18 protein-coding genes are annotated in these 17,130 nt (G+C 67.3%); 3 read left to right on the forward strand and 15 right to left on the reverse strand.

The annotated features are described in order from the left end of the window. Nucleotides 1-2: 2 nt before the first annotated feature. The 12 genes from egtE to A5779_RS02920 form a co-directional block, all read right to left on the reverse strand. Entirely contained in the window at nt 3-1,118 is a 1,116-nt protein-coding gene (egtE, locus tag A5779_RS02870; protein ID WP_064878747.1) for an ergothioneine biosynthesis PLP-dependent enzyme EgtE, read from the reverse strand. After that, nucleotides 1,115-2,080 (reverse strand): L-histidine N(alpha)-methyltransferase, encoded by a 966-nt coding sequence (gene egtD, locus A5779_RS02875; RefSeq protein ID WP_064878749.1) that lies wholly within the window; start codon nt 2,078-2,080, stop codon nt 1,115-1,117. Before egtD ends, egtE begins: the two co-directional genes overlap by 4 nt. Beyond that, on the reverse strand, nt 2,077-2,769 hold the full coding sequence (gene egtC / locus A5779_RS02880) for an ergothioneine biosynthesis protein EgtC (protein ID WP_064878807.1): 693 nt from the start codon (nt 2,767-2,769) through the stop codon (nt 2,077-2,079). The genes egtD and egtC overlap by 4 nt, the downstream gene beginning before the upstream one ends. Next, nucleotides 2,769-4,043: an ergothioneine biosynthesis protein EgtB gene (egtB, locus tag A5779_RS02885; protein WP_064878751.1), complete on the reverse strand. Its 1,275-nt coding sequence runs from the start codon at nt 4,041-4,043 to the stop codon at nt 2,769-2,771. Before egtB ends, egtC begins: the two co-directional genes overlap by 1 nt. Further along, nucleotides 4,040-5,311 (reverse strand): ergothioneine biosynthesis glutamate--cysteine ligase EgtA, encoded by a 1,272-nt coding sequence (gene egtA, locus A5779_RS02890; protein ID WP_064878809.1) that lies wholly within the window; start codon nt 5,309-5,311, stop codon nt 4,040-4,042. Before egtA ends, egtB begins: the two co-directional genes overlap by 4 nt. Before the next feature lie 76 nt (nt 5,312-5,387). Further along, nucleotides 5,388-6,029 (reverse strand): sensor domain-containing protein, encoded by a 642-nt coding sequence (locus A5779_RS02895; protein WP_064878811.1) that lies wholly within the window; start codon nt 6,027-6,029, stop codon nt 5,388-5,390. A 17-nt stretch (nt 6,030-6,046) separates the two neighbouring features. Next, complete coding sequence (locus A5779_RS02900) at nt 6,047-6,574, reverse strand: hypothetical protein (RefSeq protein ID WP_064878753.1); 528 nt, start codon at nt 6,572-6,574, stop codon at nt 6,047-6,049. A gap of 113 nt (nt 6,575-6,687) precedes the next feature. After that, a complete protein-coding gene (locus tag A5779_RS02905) occupies nt 6,688-7,128 on the reverse strand; it encodes a Fur family transcriptional regulator (RefSeq protein ID WP_055118294.1) in 441 nt (146 codons plus the stop codon). A 50-nt stretch (nt 7,129-7,178) separates the two neighbouring features. Beyond that, nucleotides 7,179-7,631: a hypothetical protein gene (locus tag A5779_RS33960; protein ID WP_165609736.1), complete on the reverse strand. Its 453-nt coding sequence runs from the start codon at nt 7,629-7,631 to the stop codon at nt 7,179-7,181. A 201-nt stretch (nt 7,632-7,832) separates the two neighbouring features. Further along, nucleotides 7,833-8,900, reverse strand: a complete 1,068-nt coding sequence (locus tag A5779_RS02910; protein ID WP_064878755.1) for a DUF4185 domain-containing protein — start codon at nt 8,898-8,900, stop codon at nt 7,833-7,835. A gap of 72 nt (nt 8,901-8,972) precedes the next feature. Continuing rightward, nucleotides 8,973-10,007 (reverse strand): aspartate-semialdehyde dehydrogenase, encoded by a 1,035-nt coding sequence (locus tag A5779_RS02915; RefSeq protein WP_064878757.1) that lies wholly within the window; start codon nt 10,005-10,007, stop codon nt 8,973-8,975. A 1-nt stretch (nt 10,008) separates the two neighbouring features. Then, complete coding sequence (locus tag A5779_RS02920) at nt 10,009-11,274, reverse strand: aspartate kinase (RefSeq protein WP_064878759.1); 1,266 nt, start codon at nt 11,272-11,274, stop codon at nt 10,009-10,011. Between the two features lie 87 nt (nt 11,275-11,361). On the opposite strand from A5779_RS02920, the gene A5779_RS02925 reads away from it, so the two are divergent. From A5779_RS02925 to A5779_RS02935, 3 genes are read left to right on the forward strand one after another with little or no spacing between them, the layout of a single operon-like run. Beyond that, nucleotides 11,362-11,961 carry a nitroreductase family protein gene (locus A5779_RS02925; protein WP_064878761.1) on the forward strand — a complete coding sequence of 200 codons (600 nt, stop codon included), beginning with the start codon at nt 11,362-11,364 and terminating at the stop codon, nt 11,959-11,961. A gap of 44 nt (nt 11,962-12,005) precedes the next feature. Next, entirely contained in the window at nt 12,006-12,953 is a 948-nt protein-coding gene (locus A5779_RS02930; protein WP_064878763.1) for a UTP--glucose-1-phosphate uridylyltransferase, read from the forward strand. Then, on the forward strand, nt 12,950-14,320 hold the full coding sequence (locus A5779_RS02935) for an alpha/beta hydrolase (RefSeq protein WP_064878765.1): 1,371 nt from the start codon (nt 12,950-12,952) through the stop codon (nt 14,318-14,320). Before A5779_RS02930 ends, A5779_RS02935 begins: the two co-directional genes overlap by 4 nt. A gap of 7 nt (nt 14,321-14,327) precedes the next feature. Here A5779_RS02935 and A5779_RS02940 read toward each other — a convergent pair whose 3' ends face one another. Genes A5779_RS02940 through A5779_RS02950 form a run of 3 tightly spaced genes read right to left on the reverse strand, consistent with a single transcriptional unit; the run spans nt 14,328 to nt 17,037 of the window. Further along, the gene (locus tag A5779_RS02940) at nt 14,328-15,050 is read right to left on the reverse strand and encodes a GntR family transcriptional regulator (RefSeq protein WP_064878767.1); all 723 of its coding nucleotides are present in this window, start codon (nt 15,048-15,050) and stop codon (nt 14,328-14,330) included. Then, nucleotides 15,047-15,733: a biuret amidohydrolase gene (gene biuH / locus A5779_RS02945; RefSeq protein ID WP_110776831.1), complete on the reverse strand. Its 687-nt coding sequence runs from the start codon at nt 15,731-15,733 to the stop codon at nt 15,047-15,049. Before biuH ends, A5779_RS02940 begins: the two co-directional genes overlap by 4 nt. Next, nucleotides 15,730-17,037, reverse strand: coding sequence for a cytosine permease (locus A5779_RS02950; protein ID WP_064878769.1), 1,308 nt, complete (start codon nt 17,035-17,037; stop codon nt 15,730-15,732). Before A5779_RS02950 ends, biuH begins: the two co-directional genes overlap by 4 nt. Nucleotides 17,038-17,130: the final 93 nt, after the last annotated feature.

A 17,130-nucleotide genomic window follows, 5' to 3' on the forward strand; every position in this document is an offset into this window, starting at 1 on the left:
GACTAAGGCACCTCTCGCAACACCCCGGCGAACTGCTCCAGATCCTCAACCGTGGTGTCGACATGCGGGGAGACCCGCAGCACCGGCTTGGACATCTCGAACGGCGCCCGCGCGAGTTCGCATGCGGTGGTGACGATTCCACGCTCGGCGATCAGCCAGGCCCGCACCGCGGCGGGCTCGGCGCCGTCGGTGGGCTCCAAAGTCGTGATGGCGGTGGGCTCGTCGACGGCTTCGACCACCCGCCAGCCCGGCACCTCGGCCAGCACCTGTCGCGCGGTGCGGCCCAGCTCGGCCAGGCGGCCCCGGACGAGTTCCGGCCCAGCAGCCAGGTGTTCGCCCAAAGCGACCGAGTATCCGATGCGGGTCGCGGCGTTGTGCTCACCCTGCTCGAAGCTCTGCAGCACCGTCACCGGCACATCCCAGTCGGCGGGCGGCACCCGTCGGCGCAACTGCGCCACCAATTCGGGCCGCAGCGCCAAGAATCCGACTCCGCGCGGGCCGGCCAGCCATTTACGCGACGACGAGTAGATCGCGTCAGGGCCGACGTTGCAGTCCAGGTGCCCGAATGCCTGCGCGGCGTCGACCACGATGGGTACGCCCGCAGCGCGGCACACTGCGACCATCTCCGCCAGTGGCTGGGCCACCCCGCGGTGGCTGGCCAGCGCGGTGAAGTGCACCAAAGCCGGCGGATCAGAAGCGAACAGGCGGGCAACCTCGTCGACCACGACCCGGCCGTCCCCGTCGACAGGCAACGCACGCACCTGAAAACCGTTGGCGGCCATGACGGCAAGGTTCGGCCCGAACTCACCGGACAGGCACGCCAGCGTGCGCTCCCCTGTCCAACTGCCGAGCAGGAGATCGAGCGATTGGTTGGAACCCGTCGTGTACACCACATCGTCGGCGTTGAGGCCGGTCAGTGCCGCGACAGCGGCCCGACCCGCCGCGAGAACAGGCGCTGCTGCCTCGGCCGCCACGTACCCGCCCACTTCGGCCTCATGACGCGCATGCGCGGCGACCGCGTCGATGACAGCGAGGCTCTGGCGCGAACAGGCGCCACTGTCGAAGTGCAGGCCGGCGACCTTGGGCCGGGCGTCAGCCCACTGCTGCGCGAGACTCATTTCACCGCCAGAGACAAGCCGAAGTCACCGGCTTCATCGGTCCACCAATGGGTCTGCTGCAAACCGGCTTTCGCGAGCTCCCCGGCTACTCCGTCGGCCCGGAACTTGCAGGACACCTCGGTCAGCATCTCTTCACCGGCACCGAATGCGACGTCGAGATCCAGCGCCGCCACACGAACTTGCTGCGGCGCATCCGCGCGCAGCCACATCTCGATGCGCTCCTCGTCGGGATTCCATTTCGCCACGTGCTCGAAGGCATCGAGGTCGAAGTCGGCGTCGAGTTCACGGTTCACCACCGACAGCACGTTGCGGTTGAACGCGGCGGTCACGCCGGCACTGTCGTCGTAGGCGCTGACCAGCCGCTCGGTGTCCTTGACCAGGTCGGTGCCCAACAGCACGCTGTCACCGGGCTGGAGGGTCTCGGCCAATGAGGCCAGGAAATCCGCCCGCGGACCTGGGGTGAGATTTCCGATCGTCGAGCCGAGGAACGCCACGAGGCGCCGTCCGACGGCCGGGATCTTGCCCAGATGTTCCTCGAAATCACCACATACCGCGTCGATTTCGATGCCCGGATACTCCTGGCCGATGGCATCTCCGGCAGAACGAAGCACACTGGCGTCGACGTCGAACGGGATGAATCGGCGCAACTGGCCACCGTCGCGCATCGCGTCGAGCAGCATCCTGGTCTTCTCCGAGGTGCCGCTGCCCAACTCGACGAGAGTGTCGGCACCGGCGGCCGCCGTGATCTCCGGCGAGCGGTCGCGCAGGATCTGCGCCTCGGTCCGGGTCGGGTAGTACTCGGGCAGCCGGGTGATCTGGTCGAACAGATCGCTGCCCACCGAATCGTAGAACCACTTGGGTGGCAGCATCTTCGGCGACTGGGACAGCCCCTCGCGCACATCGCGACGGAGCGCGGTGGCAGCGGAATCGGCCGCCAGATAGTTGGACAAGGTGAGCGTCATACCGAACCTTTCAGTGGGGTGAGCTCGACGTCAGAGCCGGCCACGGTGACGAGGTGCCGGTCCGGGATGTCGGACCAGCCGGGATCGTCGTCGTAGGGTTCACTGGCGAGCACGACACCATCCGGCAGTGCCAGCATCGACAAGGTGTCACCCCAGGTGGTGGCGATCATACGAGAACCGTTGGCAGCCAGAATGTTCAGGCGGGCGTTCGGATCCAGCGTGCCGACTTCGACAATGGTCTGTCCCAGCGTGTCGAGCCCGCGTTCGAAGATCAGTGCGGCCAGCACCGCGCTGTCCACGGTGGATTCGGCGACGCCGGTCAATGGCAGGACCGAGCGGTCCACCACACCGTTGTGCGACAGCAGCCACTGCCCGTCGGTGAACGGCGCCGAGGCCGAGGGCTCGATCGGCATGCCGATGGTCGCCGAACGCACGGCCGCGACCACGCATCCACTGGTCAACGCCGGCGCGACCGAGGCGAACGACGCGTCGCCCCACAGCGGCTTGTCGCTGCGCCATCGACGGGGCACACCGGAGTCGAAAAACCCTGCGCCCCAACCATCGGCGTTCATCAACCCGTTCTTCTGGCGACGCGGCGCATACGACTGCACCAGCAGGCCCTGCGGAGGATCCAGCACCAGCGAGGCCACCGACCGCGGTGCGCCGAGCCACCCGATGTGCCGACACATCAGGCGTCCCACGCCAGACGTACACCGGAGAAGATCTGGCGCCGGATCGGGTGGTCCCAGTTGCGGAAGCTCGGGCGCAGGATGTCGGCGGACACCGCCCACGAGCCGCCGCGCAGGACCCGGTAATCACCGTCGAAGAAGGGTTCGGTGTAGCGGTCATAGACCATCGGGGTGAAGCCGGGCCATGGCCGCAGCGGGGAGGTGGTCCACTCCCAGACATCGCCCAACATCTGCTCGACGCCATAGGCCGACGCTCCGGCGGGATAGGCCCCCACGGGCGCGGGGCGGCGCGCCTCACCGCCGAGGTTGGCCAGCGCCGCGGTGGGTTCGGAGGTACCCCAGGGGAATCGGCGCCGGGCGCCAGCCTCCGGATCCCAGGCGGCGGCCTTTTCCCACTCGATCTCGGTGGGCAGCCGGGCTCCGGCCCACGCGGCATAGGCCTCGGCTTCGAAGAACGTGACGTGCTGGACCGGTTCGTCGGTAGGAATGGTCTCGATGTGGCCGAACCTGGTGCGGGTATTGTCGGGCCCCCAGAACGCGGGCGCCACCAAGCCCGCTTCCTGACGATGCGCCCAGCCGCGTTCCGACCACCAACGGGACTGCTGATAGCCGCCGTCGTCGATGAACTCACGCCATTCGGCATTGGTGACCGGCACCCGGCCGATCCGGAAAGAGGCCACTTCGACAGAGTGCGGCGGACGCTCGTTGTCCAACGAAAACGGTTCGGTCAGTTCGTCGACGCCAAGCACGAACGGCCCGCCCGGGATCAGCACCGAGGTGCCGGCCACACCAGGCCGTCCGGCGGGCAACGCGCTGCCGGTGTCGAGCAACGGTAGCCCGCTCCGCAGGTTCAGTGCCTGCAACATGGTCTCGTCGTGCTGGTTCTCGTGGCTGATGATCAGACCGAAGGTGAAGGCGGAGTCGTCGGCATCGAGGGAGTCGAGTGCATCGAGCGCCTTGGATCGCACCGTCGCGCAATAGGTTCGCGCATCCGCCGGCGGTAGCAACGGAAGGTCGACGCGACTGGCCCGCGAGTGCACGAAGGCGTCGTACAGCCGGTCGACCTCGGGATCCAGGATGCCCGGACGGTCCGAGTTGCCGGCCCGCAGCAGCCACAACTCCTCCTGCTGACCGATGTGCGCGAGGTCCCAGACGAGCGGGCTCATCAACGGGCTGTACTGGCGGTGCAGTTCAGCGTCGTCGAAGTCGACCAGGCGCAGGGTACGGTCCCGCGCCCGGGTGAGCTGCTGCGCCAGCGCCTCGCGTGTCGTCAAAGCTCGCCCTTCACCAGTTGGCTCATCGCAGAAGCAATTCCATGGCCCACGACCTGGTCGGCGAAATCGTCGGCCGGGCAGCGTCCCTCCTGGACCGAACGCGCCAATCGCTCCATCGATTCCGCGAGGTCTGTCGGCGCCCGCTCCGCCGCCGCCGACACGCACGCGACCGCCGCGTCCTGCAGCCGTCGATCGGTGAGCCCGATCCGGGCGGCCCGGTCCCATGCGGTGGCCACCGGAGCTGTCGCCTCCGTGGCGATCGCGGCGGCCTCCGGGTCGTCGAGAAGCGTGGTCAGCATGAACACCACCGCGGGCCAGAGCGCATCCGGCACGCTGTCGAGATAGCGGATCTCCAACCAGCGCCGCGGCCGGACCGGCGGGAACAGCGTCGTCAGGTGGTATTCGAGGTCGGCTTCGGTGGGACGGCGGCCGCCGAGCACCGCGCGCCCGTCGGCCCAGTCGGCGAACGGGACCCAGTTGGTGACCGGGACGGCATCCGGGGTGTTGACCAGCATTACCGGCGCCCGCAACGCGTAGCGCGCCCAGTCACTGGCCGGGTCGTCCCCGTCGGCGCCCAGAACTGGACCGCAGCGCGCGGAATCCAGCTGACCCCACACCCGCTGCCGCGACGACTTCCACCCGGTGAACCGCCCACCCAGCATCGGCGAGTTCGCGGTGATCGCGATCATCGTCGGGCCGAGGGCATGCGCCAGCCGGACCCGCTGCGCCCAGCCGTCCCGCGGTCCGGCATCGAGGTTGACCTGAACCGACGCGGTCGACGTCATCATCGCCGCCCCTGGCTCCGCCGACCCGCTGGCCGCGAAGAACGTCTCCATGGCCTGATAGCGCGGACCCGGGTTGACCCGTTGAGTGGGCCTCACCGGGTCGGCGCCCAACAGCAGCAGCCCCAGACCACGGCGTTCGAACTCCGCCCGCAGTACGGCCCGATCGGCGAGCAGGGCGGCGGTCGCCGCCGACGGTCCGTCGGTCGGGGGGCCGGACAGCTCGACGGCGCCCCCGGGTTCGACGGTGATCCGGCTGTCGCCGGGCAACGTGGGCACCGACGCGATCACCTCTGAGATTTCATCCCAGCCTGGGCGTCGCAGCGGATCGTCGAGGTCGAAACAGTGGGCCTCGATCTCCAGACCTACCTGCCCGACCGGCCCGTCATCCAGACAGCGGGCTTCGATGAATGCCGCGGCATCTTCGGCGCTGGTGAACTCGATGGGAGCTAGACGGGCCGCATCGGTCGTGACGGGTACTGCCAACGCAACCACCCCTCCCGGTCCTCACCGGATCAATCGGCTCGGTTCTGTTCCATCATCCAGATAGGACCGACATCTTCTACTGCCCCAGCGTGTTCTGCATGGCTCCGGCCAGCACGTTGACCGCGGGACCTGCGTTGCCGGACTGGCACACCTTGGCTTGTAGCAGCACGTTTTCCCGTTTGCGGGTGGTGTTGAAACAGCGGCGGTCGGTTCCGGCCTCCTGTTTCACCCAGTCCGCATCCGTGGCGCTCGCCGGGCCACCGGTGAAAGTCCACACCTGGGTGACGAAGTTGTCCAGGTGCATCGCGGTGGTCTGGCCCGAGCATCCGTTGGTGCGGTCGACCACGCGGTGGAAGGCACGGTCGGCGGCCTCCGGCGTCGCGAACACCCCGATGGCCTGCTTGACGAAATGGCTGTCGTCGCCGGCCGCCGTCTGGGTGGTGGCGCCGTTGAACGAAGCCAGGTCTGGGTCGTTGAACACCTCGGGCAACCCGACATCGGCCCAGTTGTTGCACACGGGGTTTTCCACCGAGAAGCCCTGGAACGGGACGGTGAACTCGGATTCCCACGTCATCGGGGCACCGATGATGTTGCCCACCGAACCTTTGGGCATGACGGCATAGGACACGACACCAGGATCCGAGGGGCGCGCACCAGTAGGTGCAGCCAATGCCAGCGCGAGACTGGCCAGCCCGAAACCGACAGTCAGGGCACGCATGGCCTCGATCATGCCAGTTAGTGAACCGTCCGCGTGCAATAGGTTCGCGCCGGTGACGGATAAGGCCAGGCGTAGTGCCCTGTTTCGGCTGGGCAGGCCGACCCGTCCCGGACGTCGAGGCGCTGCGTCACCTGGACCATCACACCCGGGCCGCGATCGGTTCGTGCGGTGCAATCGGCCAGCTCCACCATGCCCGCGGGCATGCCGAGTTCGTAGCAGTGGTTGGCGACGAGATTGGGAACCAGGCACAGGCGTGCGGTCGACGGATCGGCGAGCTCGGCGGGCAGATGCTGGTACTCGGCGCTCGGGCAGGCCCCGGTGCCGTCGGCGATCGCCCCGACGGTGTAGCTGGGGTCGGTATCGCAGGACACCCTGCCGGCGCGGGTCACCTCCGGGGCCGCGGGTGTGGCGGCCGGGACGCTCACGCAATCGCCGATCGCGAAGACCATGGCCGCGCCGCGCTCAGGATTCGCGCCGTCGCTGCATCCGGCAGCCAGCGCCGGCACTGCGAGCAGTGCGGCCACCAGCAGCCGATTGCGGGTCATGGTTAGCGAGAATCTCACGATTCCGCGGACCCCACCCAACGCTTGGCTGAAAAGCCAGGCGCCCCGGCCACCAAGGGGTAGTGGCCGGGGCGTCCGTGGGCTGCAGAGTGGTCTTATGCGGTGACGGCGCTCTTCTGGCAGTCGGCGCAGATTCCCCAGAACACGACCTCGGCCTCGTCGACGGCGAAGCCGGCCAGGTCAGAGGGTTCCAGGCAGGGGGTCTCGCCCACTGCGCAATCAACGTCGGCGACCACACCGCACACCCGGCAGACCAGGTGATGGTGGTTGTCGCCGGCGCGCGTCTCGTAACGCGCCGAGGAACCGGCCGGTTCGATCCGACGGACGAGGCCCGCATTGACGCAGGCGCGGAGGACGTCGTAGACCGCTTGGGTCGACACCGAACCGAGGTTCTCGCGGGCCAGGCCGGCCACATCGTCTGCAGTCGAATGCGGGTGATCGGCCAGCGCCTGGAGAACCGCGACCCGCGGTGCGGTCACGCGCAGCCCGGCGGCCCGCAACAGGGCCTTGGGGTCGTGTTCATGCACCGTGGTCACGGCTCCAGTATGCGCGCTCTTTGGAGTCAGTCCAAAAGAGTGGGCTGTGATTATGGTCGCGCAGGCGGTGCCGGTGTCGGCGGGGTCTCAGGACGCTCTGAGTTGTTTCCCGGGCCGGGTCCCCAACCAGGGCCGCCGGGGCCGGACGAGCCGGGGCCACCAGGACCACCGGGACCCCACGGCGGCATCATGCCGTGCCGTGGGCCCATCTGCCCTGGGCCGCCACCGGGTCCGCCGTGGTGGAACATCATCATGCCGCCACGGTCATGGCCACCGCGATGGTGATGGCCGCCGCCACCGGAATGCGCGCCGAGGAAGAAGCCGGTGCCGAAGACCACGGCAACGATAAAAACGCTGCCGGCGGCGATGCCGACCCACGCGAGCGCCTGCATGAGCCGGCTCGGCTTGTTCTCGGCGGGCGGGGGTGCCACTACTGCCGGCTGAGCCGCCGGTGCGACCACCGGCTCGGTCGCAGGTTCAGGATCGGGGGGTGTTTCAGTCATGACACGAGCATGCGAGCACTGCTGAGGTGCAGATCAAGAATTGGCTATGAATCAGCTGTGAAGGCGCGGGGAGGGAGCTTCGCTACGGGTTTTGCGCCGCCGTTTTCTACCCAGAGGCTGCTCGCACACGCGGACCACAGCCCTGCGGTAGAAATCGGCGCGAAGCCGAAGCCGAAGCCGAAGGCGAAGAGGGGTCCGGAACTACTGCTCCCAGGGCTTGAACGGGTTCACCGCGTACTGGATGACCCGGTACGGGGTGCCACCGCGGGCCATGGTGTTCCACTGGCTGATGAAAACCCGGACCTGATCCAGCGTGGAACCGGGCGAGATGTACCCGCCGTAGGGCTGGGCCAGCTCGTTCACCTCCGGCGGCGGCAACGAGTCGACCGGGTCCGGCCAGGCACTGGCGAACACGACCGTGGTCACCGGTGCGCTACCCAAACCGGTGGGGTCGTAGGCGACCCGCATCTCCATGTTCCCGGTGGTGGCGTTGAAGTAGGACAGCACGGGCTTGCCATCGATCTGCCGAATACTCATCTCCCCCACCCGGTCGGAGAACAACGCAGTCGGGGGCTTGCCCCAGCCACCGGTGCTCGACCAGCCCTGCCAGGTGGCCCGGTCGGTGAAGGTCTTCGGGTTGGCCCGGTACAGGAACGCCGGGCTGCTGCGGTCGAAATTGTTGGCCAGGATGTACACCCAGCCGCTGGGCGAATCCGGCGCCGGGACCGGGTCGTAATAGCCGGTGATCTGCGACTGGGCGCCGCCCTGATACTTGGCCTCCCGCACCGACCCCGGTACCGTGGGCCAATTCGGCTGGGCGGCATCCGCTTTCACCAACCGAGAACTGTACGGCTTGAGGTTGTAGGTGGTGGTCACCAGCATGTAGTTCTCGCGGTTGATGGAGATCACGCCGGCGGGCAACTGCGACGAACCGGGCGGCGCGGTGTCGGCCAGCAACGGCTTGTCCACCCCGGTGACCCCGCGGTAGCGCACGCCGCCGGCATCCTCGATCGAATCGGCATCCACATGCAGCGCCACCGGTGAGTGCCAGCCGCCGAAGCCGACGGCCTGCCCCGCGAAGCTGTCACCGCAGACCTGGAGCACCCGGCTGGGGAACTCCATGAACTCACACAGGTCGGTGGCACCGATGCCGTAATCGCGGGTAGGAGTACCGGTTCCGGCGCTCGGGCCGATGCGCAGCACCTGACCGGGGGCCAGCGGGGGCACCACCGGATCGCCGAAGAAGGGACTCGCACCGGCCGCCGGCATCGCCGAAATGGCATTCCAGCAGAGAAAAACCGAGAGAACGCCTGCTGGAATGCGGTTTCGACGCAAGGCGGTTTAGAGCTCGGCGGCCAGCAGTTCGGCGATTTGAATCGTGTTCAGCGCCGCACCTTTTCGCAGGTTGTCGCCGGATACGAACAGGGCGAGGCCACGCCCGTCGGGCACACCCGGGTCCTGCCGGATCCGGCCGACCAGGGACTCGTCGGCGCCTGCGGCGGCCAGCGGGGTCGGCACGTCGACCAACTTCACGCCCGACGCGGCGGCAAGCAGCGACCTGGCCTTCTCGACCGAAAGCGGCTGGGCGAACTCGGCATTGATCGACAGCGAGTGCCCGGTGAACACGGGAACGCGCACGCACGTGCCGCTCACCAGAAGGTCAGGGATACCGAGGATCTTGCGGCTCTCGTTGCGCAGCTTCTGGTCTTCGTCGGTCTCGCCCGAGTCGTCGTCGACCAGTGAACCCGCCAGTGGGATCACGTTGAACGCAATAGGGGCAACGTATTTCACGGGCTCCGGATACGTCAGCGCGGAGCCGTCATGAACCAGCTGCTCCGCGCCGTCGATGACCGCGCGGGTCTGCGATGCGAGCTCCTCGACACCGGCCAGGCCACTGCCCGAAACCGCCTGGTAGCTCGACACGATCAACCGGGTCAACCCGGCTTCCTCGTGCAGCGGCTTGAGCACCGGCATGGCGGCCATGGTGGTGCAGTTCGGGTTGGCGATGATGCCTTTGGGACGTAGCCCGGCGTCGCGCTTGAAGTTGACCTCGGACACCACCAGCGGGACCTCGGGGTCCTTACGCCAGGCGGAGGAGTTGTCGACGACGACCGCGCCGGCCGCCGCGAACCGCGGAGCCTGCACGCGCGACATCGTCGCACCGGCGGAGAACAGCGCGATGTCCAGACCGGACGGGTCGGCGGTCTCGCTGTTCTCGACCTCGATCTCCTCGCCGCGGAATGTCAGCTTCTTGCCCTCGGAACGGGCCGAGGCGAAGAACCGGACCGAGCTGGCCGGGAAGTTGCGCTCTTCCAGCAGGGTGCGCATGACCTGGCCGACCTGGCCGGTGGCACCTACTACACCGATGTTGACCATGTCAGCGCCCCGTCCCGCCGTAGACCACGGCCTCGTCTTCGCCGCCGAGGTCGAAGGCGTCATGCAGGGCGGAGACGGCGGTGTCGAGATCCGTGTCCTTCACCAGCACCGAGATGCGGATCTCCGACGTGGAGATCAGGTCGATGTTGACGCCGACTTCGGCCAGGGCCTCACAGAACTTGGCGGTGACGCCGGGGTGGCTGCGCATGCCCGCGCCGACCAGCGAGACCTTTCCGATGTGGTCGTCGTACAGCACCTGGCTGAAGCCGATCTCGTCCTGCAGAGAGGTCAGCTTCTGCACCGCGCCGGGCCCGTTGTCCATCGGGCAGGTGAAGGTGATGTCGGTCTTGCCGTCTTCGACCTTGGAGATGTTCTGCAGCACCATGTCGATGTTCACGTCCGCGTCGGCGACCGCGCGGAACACCCGGGCGGCATAGCCGGGAACGTCCGGGACACCGACGACGGTGACCTTGGCCTCCCCGCGGTCGTGGGCTACTCCGGTCAGCAGGGCGTCTTCCATGGGGATGTCCTCGATCGATCCTTTGACGATGGTGCCGGGCTTGTCGGTGTACGACGAACGAACGTGAATCGGCACGTTGTAGCGGCGGGCGTACTCGACGCAGCGCAGCATCAGCACCTTGGCGCCGCACGCGGCCATCTCGAGCATCTCCTCGAAGGAGACGGTGTCGAGGTGGCGGGCGTTGGGCACGATGCGCGGGTCGGCGGTGAAGATGCCGTCGACGTCGGTGTAGATCTCGCAGACGTCGGCCTTCAGCGCGGCGGCCAAGGCGACGGCGGTGGTGTCCGAGCCGCCGCGGCCCATGGTGGTGACGTCCTTGCTGTCCTGGCTGACGCCCTGGAATCCGGCGACCAGCACGATGACGCCCTCGTCCAGCGCATCGCGCAGGCGGCCGGGGGTGACGTCGATGATCTTCGCGTTGCCGTGGATGCCGGTGGTGACGATGCCGGCCTGCGACCCGGTGAACGAGCGTGCCTGCGCGCCGAGTGACTCGATGGCCATCGCGACCAAGGCGTTGGAGATGCGCTCACCGGCAGTCAGCAGCATGTCCATCTCGCGCGCCGGCGGGGCCGGGGAGACCTGGCGGGCCAGGTCAAGGAGGTCGTCGGTGGTATCGCCCATCGCGGAGACCACGACGACGACGTCGTTGCCGGCCTTCTTCGTCTCGACGATGCGCTCGGCCACGCGACGGATCCGATCGGCATCCGATACCGAGGATCCGCCGTACTTCTGTACGACGAGCGCCACTATCTAACCCTTCAGAACGCTGGATTGAGTCCCACACAGGATAAGGGAGACGCGCACGCGGTTTTCCCCGCCGGTAGCTTGGCTGACGTGCCTGCCACGCCGAACGGCCGCCTGGCCAGCACCAGCGTGCCGATCCACCCCGATCTCGCAGCCCGCTGGAGCCCCCGGGCCTTCGACCCCGACGCCGCCATCGCCGCTGACCAGCTCACCGCACTGCTGGAGGCCGCGCGCTGGGCCGCCAGCTGGGGCCACCGTCAACCGGTGCGATTCGTGGTCGGGATCAGAGGCGACGAGACATTCGCCACACTGGCCGGCCTGCTCAAACGCGGCAACAGCTATGCCCAGGCCGCCTCCGCGCTGATCCTGGTGTGCGCAGATGAAGGAGAAGACGAGAGGACCGCACGGTATGCCTGCGTCGACGCCGGAGCGGCGATCGCACAGCTCACCGTCGAGGCGGTGTCCCGCGGGCTGATCGCCCATCCGATGGCCGGCTTCGACGTGGACGGGGCTCAGGCAGCGTTCGAGATTCCGGACGGGGTGCGGCCCATCGCGGCGGTGGCCGTCGGCACGCTCGGGGACTACTCCGAAATGGGTGAGGAAATTGCCGAGCGCGACGGTCGGCCCCGGGAACGGCTGCCTTTGAACCAGATCGCATTTGGTGGTCGCTGGGGAATTCCGCTCGGCTGAAGGCCTCACCGGCTAGTTTTGGTGGAGCACCGGGAGAGGAACACATGGCACGACAGGCCATCCGCAAAGCCGTCATCCCCGCCGCGGGAATAGGTTCGCGTCTCCTGCCGCTGACCAAGGCCATTCCCAAGGAGATGCTCCCAGTCGGCGACAAGCCGGTCATCGAGCACACGGTGCGCGAGCTGGTCAACTCCGGGATCACCGACATCACGATCGTCGTCTCCGGTGGAAAGAACTTGATAGAGGAGCATTTTCGGCCCAATACGACGCTGGTGGATCAGCTGCGTGCGGACGGCAAGGACGCCTACGCCGACGCCGTCGCGGAGGTCGGCGAGCTGTCCGCGCGGGGCCACATCACCTATCTCCATCAGCACGGTCCGTATGGCAACGGCACGCCGGTGCTCAATGCCTCACGCTCGTTCGGTGACGAGCCGGTCCTGGTGTTGTGGCCCGACGACGTATTCGTCGCCGAGGTGCCGCGCGCCCAACAACTGATCCGGGCCTACGAACAGACCTCAGCCCCTGTGCTGGCGTTGATGCCGATGGCTCCGGAGAATTCGCGTCGATACGGCGTGCCGATCATCGACGAGGAGTTGGACGGCGGGCTTCTGAGGATCAGTGGAATCGTCGAGAAGCCGCAGCCACATGAGGCCCGCTCCGACTACGCCGCGATCGGCGGCTACGTCGTCACACCCGGCATCATCGACGAGTTGCGTGAGCAGACCAACCGCTGGTACCAGCAGACCCAGCCCGGCGAGATCTACCTGACCGACGCGATCAACGCCCACGCCAAGGACCACGCTGTCTACGGCCAGGTGATACAGGGCCACTGGTATGACACCGGCAATCCCCCCGACTATCTGGTCGCCCAGTTCGCGTTCGCGCTGGCCCATCCCGAATACGGCCCCGTGCTGCGGCAATTGGCCGACGAGTTGGAGGGACCGCTGCTGCACAAGCTTTCGCAGGACATCGGAGAGGGCCGGTCCACATGAACCTGTCGCTGACCAATGGCCTGATCCCGATAACGCTGCAACTGCTCGCACTTGTCGCGATCGTGGTCGCGATCGGTCGCGGCCGGCCACGGGAGTGGATGAGGCGATGGCTGCTCGCGGCAGTGTTGGTCGGCGTCGGCCTGGCTGGTGCCGCACGGCTGTTCGTGCGGCACCAGGGCTGGTCCGCCGATGCCATCTCGTTCGGCACCATTTTCTGGACGGCGATGTTCGGATTCGCCGCGACGGTTCTCGTCACCGGTTGGCGGGGCAGTGCGTGGTGGCGCCGAATCGTATCGGTGCTGTCGGTGGTGTTGACGGTGGTGTGTGGTCTGGCCGCACTCAACACCGCCACCGGCTATTTCCCCACGGTCCGCGCGGCCTGGCTCCGGGTGACGCACACAGAGCCCGAACAGTGGATCGACGAATCCCAGCTCGCCGCGCTTCGAGAGTCCGGTGAGATACCTACGCGCGGCACGGTGGTACGCGTGGACATCCCGTCCGACGCATCGGGTTTCGCGCACCGGACCGAGGTGGTCTACCTCCCGCCGGCCTGGTTCGCCACCAACCCGCCGCCGCAACTACCCGCGGTCATCATGATGGGCGGCGAATTCAACCATCCCAACGACTGGCTGCAATCGACCGGCGCCTTGCAGGCCCTCGACGACTTTGCCGCGCTGCACCACGGCAATGCTCCGGTCTTCGTATTCCCCGACATCGCAGGCAAGTTCAGCAACGACACCGAATGCGTCGACGGCACCCGTGGCAACGCCGCCTCCCACCTGACGAAAGATCTCGTGCCCTACCTGATTTCACGTTTCGGCGTCAGCCCGAAGGCGCAGAACTGGGGACTGGCCGGGTGGTCTTCGGGCGCGACGTGCGCCCTGAACACCGCGGTGCGCAATCCCGAGATGTTCAGCGCCTTCGTCTGGCTGGACGGCACACTCGGCCCGAATGCGGGCACCAAGGACCAGACCATCGCACGGCTCTTCGGTGGCGACCGAGCGGCCTGGGAGGCATTCGACCCCAAGACCGTGGTCACCCGGCACGGCCCGTACGACGCCATGGCGGCATGGCTCGGTGTCGGCGAAAGCACGCCGACCGTCCACCGTGACGGCACCACCACGCCCCCATCCGAAGAGGCGATAGCCGGCTGGGACACGTTCTCCGAAGAGCACGCCTCCAACGCCAACAAGCTGTGCGCCCTGCTGAGCGGTTACAACGTCGAATGCTCGGTGGTGGGCTACAAGGGTGGACACGATTTCCAGGCGGCCAGTGCGGCATTCGACGCAGCACTGCCCTGGATGGCCTGGCGGCTGGGCACCCCGAATGTACGGGAAAGGACCCTGCCCGGAACAGGCGAGAAGTAGCCGGCCACTACTTCCAGAGCGCCTCCAGCGACGTCACCGACTGGCCGAGGGCCCGGGCACTCAACGCCCGCAGCGCACGCCGTTCGACGACCTCGAAACTCGCACCCACGTGTTCGTGTAGCGCGCTGCGGCCGGCGTCGAGCTCGTCGTCGAGCAGCAGGTCGACGATCTGCAGGTGCTCGGTGATGGTCGCGGTCACCCGCTCCTCGGTGACGAAGTCGTACATCCGGATCAGCCGGATCCGCCGGTTGACGTTGTCGAGCGCAGCCACCATCGCCGCGTTGCCCGACGCGGTGCACAACGCGATGTGGAACCCCTCGTCCAGCAGCACCATGTCCGCCTCCGGCGGGGGCGGGCTGGCTTTCAGTTCTGCCCATTCGGCACGTAGTGCGGCCAGCCGGTCTTTGTCGTACTGCAGTTCGTCGGTTTCCAGAATTCGTGCGATGCCGCGCAGTTCGATCGTGACGCGCAGCTCGTAGAGGTCCCGGACACCGGCGATGTCGAGGGCCACCGGGTAGTACCCGTCCGAGCGCCGCTCAAGCAGGCCGTCGGCGTGCAGCCGGACCAGCGCCTCTCTCAGCGGGGTCCGGCTGACGTCGAGCGCCTCGCACAGTTGGGTCTCGACGAGCCGGGTGCGGTGATCGATCTCGCCGACCATGAGCTTCTTACCCAGGTCCACATAGACCCGGTCACGCAGCGATACCGGCTGCTCGACCCGGATGCCGGTCAATGCAGCTCCTTGAGCGCGGCCACCACGTCAATGCTGGCGGCATGCGCCCCGAACACCCCGCCCTGCATGGTGATCATGTTCAGCGCCGCAACGTGATTGGCGTAGTCGGTGGCACCGGTGGCATCCGAGACGACCAGGCACTCGTAGCCCCGGTCGTTGGCGTCGCGCATGGTGGTGTGCACGCATACGTCGGTGGTGATCCCGGTGAAGATGATGTGTGTGATGCCACGGCTGTGCAGCACCAGGTCGAGGTCGGTCGCGTAGAAGCTCCCCTTGCCAGGCTTGTCGATGACGGGTTCTCCTGGCAGAGCAGCCATCTCGGGTACCAACCGCCAACCCGGCTCGCCTCGGGTGAGGATCCGTCCGCACGGTCCGGTCGATCCGATCTCGGCGCCGATCTGCGCCGACCGCCACCGTTTGTTGGCGGGCAGGTCCGACAGGTCTGGGCGGTGGCCCTCGCGGGTGTGAACGATGAACAATCCGGCCGCCCGGGCCGCGGCGAGCACCTCCTGCGCAGGACCGAGCGGGGTACGGACCAGAGAGAGGTCATAGCCCATGCTGTCGACGTAGCCGCCCTCACCGCAGAAGTCGACCTGCCAGTCGATGTTGATCAACGCGGTGCGGCCGGCGGGGACGTCACCGTCATACGGCCAGACGTAGGGGTTGGCCTCGATCGTGATCATGCGTTTTCTCCCACGAGGGCCGGTTGCACAGCGCGGACCGGCAGGTACGCCAACGCGGTGAAGGCCAGTCCACCGACCACCATCGCCACCACCGCGTCGGACAGTTGCGGGGCGTAGAAGTGCGTCAGCAGCGCGCCTCCGGCTCCGATTCCCCACGCCGCGAACGGTTTCCAGGCAATCGCTGCCGTGGCTCGACGGCGGGCGAACACCAGCTGGTCGAGGATCAACACGATGCCTATCGGGGGCACCAGCACCCCGAGGATGTTCAGCCACGTCGCGAAGTATGACCAGATGCCTGCGACGGCTGCGACGGTTCCCACCACACCCAGCACGATCGTCAACTGACGCATGGTCTTTCCGGTGATGTTGCCGAACCCGACCGCACCGTTGTAGAGGCAGTGCGCACACACGCTGCCGAGGTTGACGAAGACGAAGACGATCGCCAACGGCACCAGGACTCCCCCGGCGCCGACCAGGACATGCAGGAAGTCACCGCCCGCCGTACCGGGTGCGGCAGCGGCGCCCAGTGCGACCACGAGCGCGCCGGCCAGCTGAGCGATGAGATAGGCGACCGGAAACGCGGAGAATGCCGCCAACGCGCCTTCTCTGCCGTTGCGGGCCCACCGGGTGAAGTCAGCGGTCATGGTCCCCGAGTCGGCGAAGCAGGCGAACACCATGGTCACCGCGACGCCGAAGCCGAAGGCGCTCACGCCGGCGCCGCCGCCGTAGGACAACGCGGAGCCGATACCGTGATCGGCCGCCGCCAACACCACGGCCACCACTCCGAGCGGGATGAACAGGACCGACGCCACCACCCCGATCCAGGAGATCGCCCGGATCCCGACGAAGGTCAACGCGACGAACAGCACCCCGGCCAACAGGGTGATCCACGGCGCGCTCCATCCCATCGAGAGGTTGAGCGTGGATCCGACCATGCCGGTCTGGAAGGCGAACCAGCCGATCACCAATGCCGACAGGAAGGCCGAGACAATGCGGAAACCCTTGGCCCCGAAGGTGTCCGCTGCGGTGAGCGCGAAATTCTTGCCGGATCGGCCGGCCAGGTAGCTCAGCGTGCCGACATAGCCCATCAGGATCAGGTCACCGACCACGATGGCGCCCATGCCCATGACGAAGCCGAGGTTGTAGACGACGATGCCCGCGAAGACAGCCGAGGTCATGATCATCGGGAAGCCGACCCACACCGCGGACACCGCGAACAGTGACTTGCGGGCGGTCAGTGGGACGGGCTGGTTCTCGTACTCCTCACCAAGCGCCGAATGCTGTTCGGCGAGCGCTGTATCCATGGCTGTATACCGTCGGGTATACGGGTTTCCCTGGCATTTCTGTCGATGAACGTTCCGTAACGAGGTCCTCACGGCCGTCCGGTACTCAGCTTT

It is taken from the genome of Mycolicibacterium peregrinum (assembly GCF_001665625.1).
Classification (GTDB): Bacteria; Actinomycetota; Actinomycetes; order Mycobacteriales; family Mycobacteriaceae; genus Mycobacterium; species Mycobacterium peregrinum_B.